This window comes from Chimaeribacter arupi (assembly GCF_002858805.1).
GTDB lineage: Bacteria > Pseudomonadota > Gammaproteobacteria > Enterobacterales > Enterobacteriaceae > Chimaeribacter > Chimaeribacter arupi.
The window spans coordinates 1-8,711 of sequence record NZ_PJZI01000063.1; the positions used below are offsets into that span (position 1 = coordinate 1).

The 8,711-nt window shown below is 63.5% G+C and carries 10 protein-coding genes; 5 read left to right on the forward strand and 5 right to left on the reverse strand.

Features of this window, described 5'->3' with window-relative positions:
* Positions 1-378 precede the first annotated feature (378 nt).
* Positions 379-1,149: a class I SAM-dependent methyltransferase gene (locus tag CYR52_RS21780; RefSeq protein ID WP_101829424.1), complete on the reverse strand. Its 771-nt coding sequence runs from the start codon at positions 1,147-1,149 to the stop codon at positions 379-381.
* Between the two features lie 146 nt (positions 1,150-1,295).
* On the opposite strand from CYR52_RS21780, the gene CYR52_RS21785 reads away from it, so the two are divergent.
* The 3 genes from CYR52_RS21785 to sseA are packed head-to-tail and all read left to right on the forward strand — an operon-like array spanning position 1,296 to position 3,590.
* Positions 1,296-2,117: a helix-turn-helix transcriptional regulator gene (locus CYR52_RS21785; RefSeq protein ID WP_072926622.1), complete on the forward strand. Its 822-nt coding sequence runs from the start codon at positions 1,296-1,298 to the stop codon at positions 2,115-2,117.
* A 31-nt stretch (positions 2,118-2,148) separates the two neighbouring features.
* On the forward strand, positions 2,149-2,748 hold the full coding sequence (locus CYR52_RS21790) for a GNAT family N-acetyltransferase (protein ID WP_072926625.1): 600 nt from the start codon (positions 2,149-2,151) through the stop codon (positions 2,746-2,748).
* On the forward strand, positions 2,745-3,590 hold the full coding sequence (gene sseA, locus CYR52_RS21795) for a 3-mercaptopyruvate sulfurtransferase (protein ID WP_072926629.1): 846 nt from the start codon (positions 2,745-2,747) through the stop codon (positions 3,588-3,590). Before CYR52_RS21790 ends, sseA begins: the two co-directional genes overlap by 4 nt.
* 189 nt (positions 3,591-3,779) lie before the next feature.
* On the opposite strand, the gene CYR52_RS21800 is transcribed toward sseA, so the two are convergent.
* Positions 3,780-4,220 (reverse strand): thiol-disulfide oxidoreductase DCC family protein, encoded by a 441-nt coding sequence (locus CYR52_RS21800; protein WP_072926633.1) that lies wholly within the window; start codon positions 4,218-4,220, stop codon positions 3,780-3,782.
* 95 nt (positions 4,221-4,315) lie between these two features.
* Between CYR52_RS21800 and CYR52_RS21805 the strand changes: the two genes are divergently transcribed.
* Positions 4,316-4,927, forward strand: coding sequence for a class I SAM-dependent DNA methyltransferase (locus CYR52_RS21805; protein ID WP_101829425.1), 612 nt, complete (start codon positions 4,316-4,318; stop codon positions 4,925-4,927).
* Between the two features lie 7 nt (positions 4,928-4,934).
* On the opposite strand, the gene agp is transcribed toward CYR52_RS21805, so the two are convergent.
* The 3 genes from agp to CYR52_RS21820 all read right to left on the reverse strand — a co-directional run bounded on the left by agp (position 4,935) and on the right by CYR52_RS21820 (position 7,702).
* Positions 4,935-6,248, reverse strand: a complete 1,314-nt coding sequence (gene agp, locus CYR52_RS21810; RefSeq protein ID WP_101829426.1) for a bifunctional glucose-1-phosphatase/inositol phosphatase — start codon at positions 6,246-6,248, stop codon at positions 4,935-4,937.
* Positions 6,249-6,365: 117 nt separating this feature from the next.
* Positions 6,366-6,698, reverse strand: a complete 333-nt coding sequence (locus tag CYR52_RS21815) for a DMT family transporter (protein ID WP_072926644.1) — start codon at positions 6,696-6,698, stop codon at positions 6,366-6,368.
* Between the two features lie 44 nt (positions 6,699-6,742).
* On the reverse strand, positions 6,743-7,702 hold the full coding sequence (locus CYR52_RS21820; RefSeq protein WP_206602385.1) for an AraC family transcriptional regulator: 960 nt from the start codon (positions 7,700-7,702) through the stop codon (positions 6,743-6,745).
* 174 nt (positions 7,703-7,876) lie between these two features.
* Here CYR52_RS21820 and CYR52_RS21825 point away from each other — a divergent pair, with 174 nt between their 5' ends.
* Entirely contained in the window at positions 7,877-8,620 is a 744-nt protein-coding gene (locus CYR52_RS21825) for a flagellar brake protein (protein ID WP_072926647.1), read from the forward strand.
* Positions 8,621-8,711 lie beyond the last annotated feature (91 nt).

Here is an 8,711-nt window from a genome sequence, read left to right on the forward strand (position 1 = left end):
GGTGGGGGCGTAAAAATCATTGCCGAGTGGAGCCGCAGGGCCGGGTGAGCGGGCATGGATGCCCGCGAGAGCCGCCCATGACAGGGACTGTCATTAGCGGCGGCCCGGAAGCCCGGAGGCGGAGTGAGGGAACACGCGGGAGCGTGCAATGATTCAGCCAGGGCACCGACAGCGCGCGGGTGCAGGGCCGGCGCGCCGGCAGGCCCTGCTCGGTTGAGTCTCGGAAAGCCGGATAGACAAATACATATAAACAACCGAAACAATCCACTTTATGACCGATGACGGCAGCGGAGCCGCGGAAAGACGCCGGGCGTCTGCCAACGCAACCAACCTCAATCCAAAAGCAAAACGCCCCCCGCATGGCCATGCGCTCCCCCCTCACATCCGAAACCCCTCAATAGTCATCACATCACTACAAAAACTCCCGTCCGCCTGAATCTCAAAATATTCAACCACCTCCGCAGAGGCCCCCTCCTGTAACGCCCGGATGGCGGTCACAAAATGTTCCGGCGTCCGCATCCGCGTTATCCAACTGCTGAACTCCAGCGCCAGGCGGCCGCGGGTCACTTTCTTAATGCCCAGCCCGGCGGCGTTAAACAGCGTGAGCCACTCGCCGCCGGAATAGTTGCGCACATGGGAGGTGTCGCGCAGCACTTCCACTGTCTGCAAATGGATGTCCAGCACCGGGTGGCCGGGCGACACCACATCCATCACGATCACCTTGCCGCCCGGCTTCAGCACCCGCCGCACCTCACGCAGCGCCTGCCCGACATCATGCCAGTGGTGCGCCGAATAACGGGTGATCACCACATCAAACTCACCGTCCGCAAACGGCAGGGATTCCGCCGCCCCCTGCACGACCCGGATATTCTCCAGCTGCCGCGCGTTTGCCGCCTGTGCCACCACCGCCAGCATCTCCCCGGAAAGGTCATACGCCGTCACCTGCGCCACCTGACCGGCGGCCACAAAACTGGCGTGCCCCGCCCCGCACCCAATGTCCAGCACGCTCGCCTGCGGGTGCGCCGCCAGCCGCCGGGCCAGCCGCTGTAAATCCTCACCCTGCGCATGCACCGCGCTGTGTAAATAGGCGGTGGCCTGCGTACCGAACTGCTGCTCAACCGCTTCTGCGTGGGTCTTCTGCTTTTCCATAATGCCTCCGGGGTATAGTGGGAATCAGCGCCTGACAGGCGCCCTGTTGCGCTGCCGGTTCACTATAGGCACGTGCCGATACGGGTACAATATGAGCAGTTATACTGGTATAACGACTACCCCCTTCGCGAACGGGAAACGAAATGATGCAGCCTGATACCCTGAATGGCCCCAAAGCCCTGGGCGCTTTTTTACGCGCCCAACGTGAACGCCTCACCCCGGCGCAGGCCGGGCTGCCCAGCGCCCCACGCCGCCGTACCAGCGGGTTGCGGCGTGAGGAGCTGGCACAGCTCAGCGGCATCAGCACCACCTGGTACACCTGGATTGAACAGGGGCGCGACGTTTCCGTCTCACCGCTGACCCTGGCGCGGCTGGCGCGAGCGCTGCAACTCGGCACGGCTGAGCGCGAGTATCTCTTCTCCCTGGCGCAGGCCAGTGACCCGGAAAGCCAGGACGCCGCCGACGCTGCCGGCCCGGCCTTGCTGGCCAGCGTGCAGCAACTCCACTGCCCCGGCTACCTGCTGGACAGCATCTGGAATGTGATCAGCTGGAATGCCCCGGCACAGGCGCTGTTCAGTGGCTTTCTCGGCACTGTTCCGGCCCCCAATCTGCTGAATTTCATGTTCCTGCACCCGCTGGCGCGCGAACTGGTGGCAGACTGGCCGGAGCGCGCGCGGCGGGTGGTGGCGGAATTTCGCGCGGAGACGCGCCATTTCCCGCACTCTGAACCGGTGCGCGACCAGGTGCAGGCGCTCTGCCGTGACAGCACGCTGTTTGCCCAGTGGTGGCACGGCCAAACGGTGATGGCGCGCGAGGGCGGCCTGCGCCGCTTCCACCACCCGCAGCACGGCGAGGTGAATTATCGCCAGCAAACCTTCTACCCGGCGGGCAGCCCGGCACTGAAACTGGTGATGCTGTTACCCGGTGAGGACGCTGAAAATATTGACACCTCCCCGCAGAATGGGTGACGCTGATCCCCCTGCCGATGAGGATACTGCCATGATCCCACGCCTGATCTACCGTGATAACGCCATTGAAATCCGTGCCCCGGAAGAGGCTGAAGCCCCGCTGCTGTGCCGCGCCGTGCGCGATTCCCAGGCCGACATCGGCCGCTGGGAGAGCTGGTGCACCCCGGCGTACAACGTCGCTGACAGCCTGCGCTTCCTGCGCGATTCAGAACAAAAACGCTCGCGCGGCAGCGAATACAACTTCAACCTGTTTGACCTGGAAACCGGCGAGATCACCGGCGCTATCTCCCTCAACCGCATCAGTTACGAATACCACATGGCCAACGTCGGCTACTGGACCCGCAGTGACCACACCGGCCGGGGGCTGGCCCCGCTGGCCGTCCGCGCCGCCAGCCAGTTTGCCTTTGAGCGGCTGGCACTGACGCGGCTGGAGATTGTGGCGATGGAGCGCAATCACCGCAGCTGCCGGGTGGCCGAAAAGGTGGGGGCCACCGCCGAAGGGTTGCACCGCAACCGGCTCTATTTCCATGGTAAACCCTGCCACGCCTGGGTTTACTCCCTGATCCCCGGTGACATTACCTATCCCGATGCCACCGCCACCCCGATGCAACAAAGGAATGCGACGCTATGACCTCTTCTTATCTCGTCTCTCCGCACTGGCTGGAAAAACATTTGCAGGATGACAACCTGATTGTGCTCGACTGCCGCAAAGCCAAGCCCGGCACCACCCCGCCGCGGCCGCTGGAGGAAGAGTACCGCGACGCGCACATCCCCGGCGCCGTCTATTTCGATGTGGATAAACTCTCTGACCAGACCACGCCGCTGCCGCATATGCTGGCGGAAGATGCCTACTTTGCCCGCGAGGCCGGGAAACTCGGCATCCGTAACGATCAGACCATCGTTGCCTATGATGACGGCGATTTCTTCTCCGCGCCGCGCATCTGGTGGATGCTGCGCCATTACGGTGCCAAAGATGTGCGCGTGCTGGATGGCGGCATCAACGCCTGGCGGGCGGAAGATCGCCCACTCGAACAGGGCGAAGTGAGCCGCCCGCCGCAGACGTTCCGCGCCGCCTTCGACCGCAGCCAGGTGAAATCGGTGAAAGAGGTGAGTGAACTCAGCCAGAGCGGCGAAGCGCAGATTGTGGATGCCCGCGCCGCCGGGCGTTTCCGTGGTGAGGTGCCGGAGCCGCGCCCCGGCCTGCACAGCGGCCATATCCCGAACAGCCTGAACGTGCCCTTTACACTGCTCTCGGCCGACGGCCGCCTGAAAAAGCCGGACGCGCTGAAGCAGACGTTTATCGATCAAGGGGTAGATCTGGAGAAGCCGGTGGTGGCGAGCTGCGGTTCCGGCGTCACGGCGGCGGCGCTGGTGTTCGCCCTGGCCACACTGGGCGTGGACGCCAAACTCTATGACGGTGCCTGGACAGAATGGGGCGATCTCAACGCGCAGTGGCCGGTAGAAAAAGGCTGACGCCACCTAAAAAGAAGCCCGCGCAAGGCGGGCGGAACAAACTGGATGAGGTTGGGTTGTTATTCGGGGGGCTTTTCACCCTTGCTGTTTTTAACCCATGATGCTTTCAACCCGTTGAGTGTAGATCGGTTTCGGGCGGCATGATGTTATTAAAATGTAAACAAATGCGCCCGGCTTTATCCGCCCGGCCTATCCCCCCGGCAAATAGCGCCCCGGTTCCTGTGCGCCCGGCAACGCTGAGCCGGGCGGCAACTTGCCGAACCAGCGGTAACGGTTTTTCGCCACGCCATTGTACACCGCATCGCGCAGCACCTGGGGAAACAGGCGCAGGGCAGCCAGCGCGCGCCACGGCCAGCCGAGCTGTGCCAGAATGGCGAAAAAGGCATCAGACCGTACCCGCAGTTGCGGGCCGTGGATCCAGGCGATGGTGTTGAAATTATCCGTCGGCAACCCGGCCCAGCGCAGTAAATCCTGCCCGGTGGCCGACTGCACCGTCGCCAGTTTCAGCACGCGCTGCCGGTCAGCCCGTAACAGAAAACGCACCAGCCGGTGGCAGAGTGGGCACTCACCATCAAACAGCACCACCTGTTCGCCGGGCTGTAAATGCGGAGGTGCAGATCGTTGCGTCATGATGTTTCCCCTTACGCTGTGTACCGTTAAGGTTAGCCGGCCCGGTTCGCGCCCTTTTCCTGCTCACGCTTTTTCCTCCCCACTCAGGAGACACCATGTGCCACCACCCCGCCGCCGATAACATCATCCCGCTCTACCAGCAACATGCCGCGTTATGGGATGCCGCACGCCGAGATGACTTTATCGAACAGCCGTGGCTGGATGCGTTTCTCAGCCTGTTACCGGCGCGCGGTAGCGTGCTGGACATCGGCTGTGGGGCGGGAAAGCCACTGGCGGCCTACCTGCTGGCGCGTGAATGTGAGGTCACCGGCGTAGATGCCTCGCCGCCGATGATCGCGCTCTGCCGGGCGCGCTTTCCGCAACAGCGCTGGCAGGTGGCGGATATGCGCACGCTGGCGCTCGGCCGCACATTCCACGGCCTGTTGGCCTGGGACAGCTTCTTCCACCTGACGCGTGAGGCGCAACGGCGGATGTTCCCGATCTTCCGCACCCATGCGCGCCCCGGTGCGGCGCTGCTGTTTACCAGCGGCCCGGCGGAGGGCGAGGCGATCGGCACCTTTGCCGGCCAGCCGCTCTACCACGCCAGCCTCAGCCCGGCAGAGTACCGGCAGTTGCTGGCGCAGAACGGCTTCCGGGTGGTCAGGCAGCAGAGCGAAGACCCCACCTGCGGCCATCACACTCTCTGGCTGGCACAGCAACAAGGCTGACCCCTGGTCAGGTTTCCGGCACCGGCTGCCGGGCGGCGACCTGCCGGAAGGTGTTGAACGGGCAGAAACCTTGCGCATCCGCCGGGCAACCGGCTAACCGCAGGGTGACGCGCTGCGGCGGGGTTTGCAGGGTCAGGGCGCTGTTATTGCGGATCTGCCCGGTGGCCGGGTAGACATACTCCACTTTCAGCAGGTCACGGCCAGCGGTGCTGTCGTGCCAGCGCTGGAACACCACCGCGCCGCTGATTGGCGTGCGCTCATACTGCTGCGGCAGTTGATAATCCTGGGTTTTCAGCGCCGCCAGCAGCGACGCAATGTTGGAATCATGCCCCACCAGCACCGTCAGTTTCGCCTGTTGCGCGGCCTGCTCGTCCGGCGTTTTACCATTGGTTCCGTCCAGCGCCAGGCTGATAAAGCCCAGCAGCGGCGCGGCGGCGTTGGCAGCGATCGCCGGGGAACCGAATAACGTCTCATGGTAGAGGTTTTTGATCGCCTCCAGTTGCTGCCATTGTGCCGGGGTGCTGACCTTGCCCCAGGCCACATCGGTGAGCGGGTAGCCCTCATAATATTGCAGCATAAAGGCGTCAGCCGCGCCGGTGGCGGTCCGCAGCGGCCCGGTGATGCCCGGCTCTTTGCCCTGGCGCAGTTGCACGCTGGAGGGCTGCGCCGCCAGCGAACACAGAGATTTCTCCCGGCAGAGTTTGCTGTGCCGGTAGTCCAGCACCTGCTCCAGCAACGCATAGTTCGGGGCCAGGCGCTGGTTCAGGCCATCGAGGCCGCCCTCACCGGCATGTTGGTTAAGGGAGCGCAGCGCGTTGCGGCGAAACGTATCCGTTACCTCAGCGGTGATGATCGGGTTGAAGGTCGGGTCCATGGTGCCGACCAGCATCTGGTGCGTGACGCGGAGATCACAGCCGGGAAATGCCCCGGCGAGGAAATGGGTGGCGGTGTCGATGGTGCGCGGCAAGCTGTTGGCATAGGTAAAGACCTGTTTCGGCGCCGGGCAGCCTTCAGCCGCCAGCAGGCCGGTTGTGCCGAGCCAGGCGCGGAAATAGCGCCCGACATGCTCCTCCACCAGCCCGCCTTTGGGGGTCAGCAGCCCGCCGGGGGTTTTCCATGCCGGCCAGGTGTGCGGGGTGGCGTCCGCCAGCACATCACCGTAGTTCACCAACGGGGCGCGGATGCCGTGGCGGCTCATGATCACCACTTTTTCCAGTTGGTAGCCCGCCGGTGCCCCCTGCTCCGCCGCGCCTGCCGCCAGCGGCAACAGCAGCCATGACAGCGCCGCTGCGCCCCTTTTCCATGCCGATTTTTTAGCCATTGTGTGCTCCATTGTGAAAACAGCCGGTGGCGCAGCCTTCAACCACTTGATCCTGCGTCTTTTTTCAGCATAGAAGAGTCTGGCGGAAAGGGTGAGACGCGGCTCACACTCCCCGGTTCAATGGCTCACCGAATGGGAGAACAGGTTCATGATTATCACCCCCGCCACAATCAGCGCCATGCCGAGCAGTGCCGGGGTATCGAGCTTCTGGCCGAACAGCACCCAGCCCACCAGCGTGATCAGCACCACGCCCAGCCCTGACCAGATGGCATAGACAACGCCCACCGGCATGGTGCGCAGCGTCAATGACAGCAGATAAAACGCGATGCCGTAGCCTGCCGCCATCAAGAGCGTCGGCCCCGGCCGTGAGAAGCCGTCGCTGGCTTTCAGCGCCGAGGTGGCGACCACTTCAGCCAGGATGGCCGCAATCAAAATACCCCACTGGTTCATGCCCTTCTCCCTTTGTCCTTCACAGCCTTAAGCGTAGCCGGGGTTCAATTTTGTGCCGTGACATAATGGGAAAAGGCTGACGCCGGGGTCAACGCCAGCGTCTGTTTCATGTGGGCGATCTCCTCGCCCGGCGGGCGGCCGAAGAAGCGCTTGAACTCGCGGCTGAACTGCGACGGGCTTTCATACCCGACCTGAATCGCCGCCGCCGCGGCCGTGACGTCATGGCGGATCATCATCAGCCGCGCCTGATGCAGGCGGGTCGATTTCAGGTATTGGATGGGGGTGGTCTGGGTCACCGCTTTGAAATGCGCATGGAACGCCGGGACGCTCATGCCCGCTTCCCCGGCCAGGCGGCTGACGTCCAGCGCGGCGTCGTAATGCTGGTGGATGCGGCGCAGCGCACGGGCAATCTTGCCGAAATTGCCCTGCTGCACCAGCGCCGCCCGCATCGCACCGCCCTGCTCGCCCATCAGCACCCGGAAACAGATCTCGCGCACCAGCGACGGCCCGAGGATGTCCGCCTCCAGCGGCGTGCTGAGCGCCTCCAGCAGCCGCAGCACGCTGTCGCTGAGTTTGCCGGTCAGGGGCGTCGCGATCATGCTTTGCGGCTCCGCCGCGATCCGCCCGTGCCCCTCTTCAATGGCCAGCATTAAATCGGCGGTGGTGGTGAAATCCAGCCGCAGCGCCACCGCCAGCATCGGCTCCTCCGGCGTGGCCTCGGTTTCGGTGGCAAACGGCAGCGGCACTGACAGCACCAGATAGTGCCGGGCATCATACACAAACGCTTTGTCACCAAAGAAACCGCGTTTACGCCCCTGGCAGACAATCACAATGCTCGGCTCGTAGAGCACCGGCGTCAGCGGCAGGGGCTGGTTGGCGCGCATAAAACGCACATTCTCCAGCGCTGACTGGGTATAGCCCTCACGCGGTGCCAGCCGCAATAACAGCTCCACCATGCGCTGTTGCCGGCTTATTTCCGGCTGTATGACCACTGCCTCACTCATTCTGCCCTCCTGAGATTGCTGAACCGGATTACCGCGACCGGCTAAAGCATGGCACAGGCGGGCCGTGCCGCGCCAGTCACCACGTTGGGTGAAATTTACCCAGCCGCCGGCCTAAAGCCGTGCGGGGCGCTGCCGATAATTCAGGATTAGCCATAATTATTCCGGGGAAGCCAGGTGAGCCACAGCGATAAAGACCAATTTCTGAAAACCAGCCCGCTCTCGATCATTGCCAGCCTGCGTGACCTCGAAGCGCAGGACGTCGCGGTGATGGTCAGCCATGCGCGCGGCCAGTTCGTGACCAAAGTGCTGGCCGTGCTGCCGGAGAGCGGCGAATGGGTGCTGGATCTGAGCAGCGTCAGCCATGAAAACCGGGTGGCGCTGGAGGCGCAAACGCTGGGCGTGGTGGCGGAAACCGCCAGTGCGAAGATTGAGTTCACCCTCGGCGGCCGGTTGCGCGAACAGACGTGGCAAGGGCTGCCGGCCTTTTACGCGCCGCTGCCTGCGTCGTTGTATGCCATTCAGCGGCGCGAATACTTCCGCGTCAACACGCCGCTGTCGCTGGATTTCTGCTGCCGCGGCACCCTGCCGGGCTACGGGGATTTCTCTTTCCAGGTGAAAGATATTTCGCTGGGCGGCATCTGCCTGTATGCCGATAAGGCGTTTACCGGCACCTTGCAGCCGGGCATGGTGTTGCACAACACCGATCTGGATTTAGGGATGTTCGGCCGCTTTACGCTGGATATTCAGTTTGTTGACGTGATGGTGAACCAGGTGCTCGACCGCAAAGGCGACACCCAGAGCCAGACCCGTTTCAGCTTCCGCTTCCCGATGCTCAGCGCCCCGCAGGAGCGCGATTTGCAGCGGGTGATTTTTGGGCTGGAGAGGTTGCAGCATGAGAGGCGGCAGCGGGTGAGGTAAGCGCGGGGGCGCTGGCCCTGCACCCGCGGGCTTCGGGTACCGCCTGTTGTTTTTAATGGGGGCGGTGGACTGTTTCGGTTGTTCGGCATCG

Coding starts and splice junctions, on each gene's coding strand:
- CYR52_RS21780 (WP_101829424.1), bottom strand. CDS start 1,149: ATGGAAAAGCAGAAGACCCACGCAGAAGCGGTTGAGCAGCAGTTCGGT.
- CYR52_RS21785 (WP_072926622.1), top strand. CDS start 1,296: ATGCAGCCTGATACCCTGAATGGCCCCAAAGCCCTGGGCGCTTTTTTA.
- CYR52_RS21790 (WP_072926625.1), top strand. CDS start 2,149: ATGATCCCACGCCTGATCTACCGTGATAACGCCATTGAAATCCGTGCC.
- sseA (WP_072926629.1), top strand. CDS start 2,745: ATGACCTCTTCTTATCTCGTCTCTCCGCACTGGCTGGAAAAACATTTG.
- CYR52_RS21800 (WP_072926633.1), bottom strand. CDS start 4,220: ATGACGCAACGATCTGCACCTCCGCATTTACAGCCCGGCGAACAGGTG.
- CYR52_RS21805 (WP_101829425.1), top strand. CDS start 4,316: ATGTGCCACCACCCCGCCGCCGATAACATCATCCCGCTCTACCAGCAA.
- agp (WP_101829426.1), bottom strand. CDS start 6,248: ATGGCTAAAAAATCGGCATGGAAAAGGGGCGCAGCGGCGCTGTCATGG.
- CYR52_RS21815 (WP_072926644.1), bottom strand. CDS start 6,698: ATGAACCAGTGGGGTATTTTGATTGCGGCCATCCTGGCTGAAGTGGTC.
- CYR52_RS21820 (WP_206602385.1), bottom strand. CDS start 7,702: ATGAGTGAGGCAGTGGTCATACAGCCGGAAATAAGCCGGCAACAGCGC.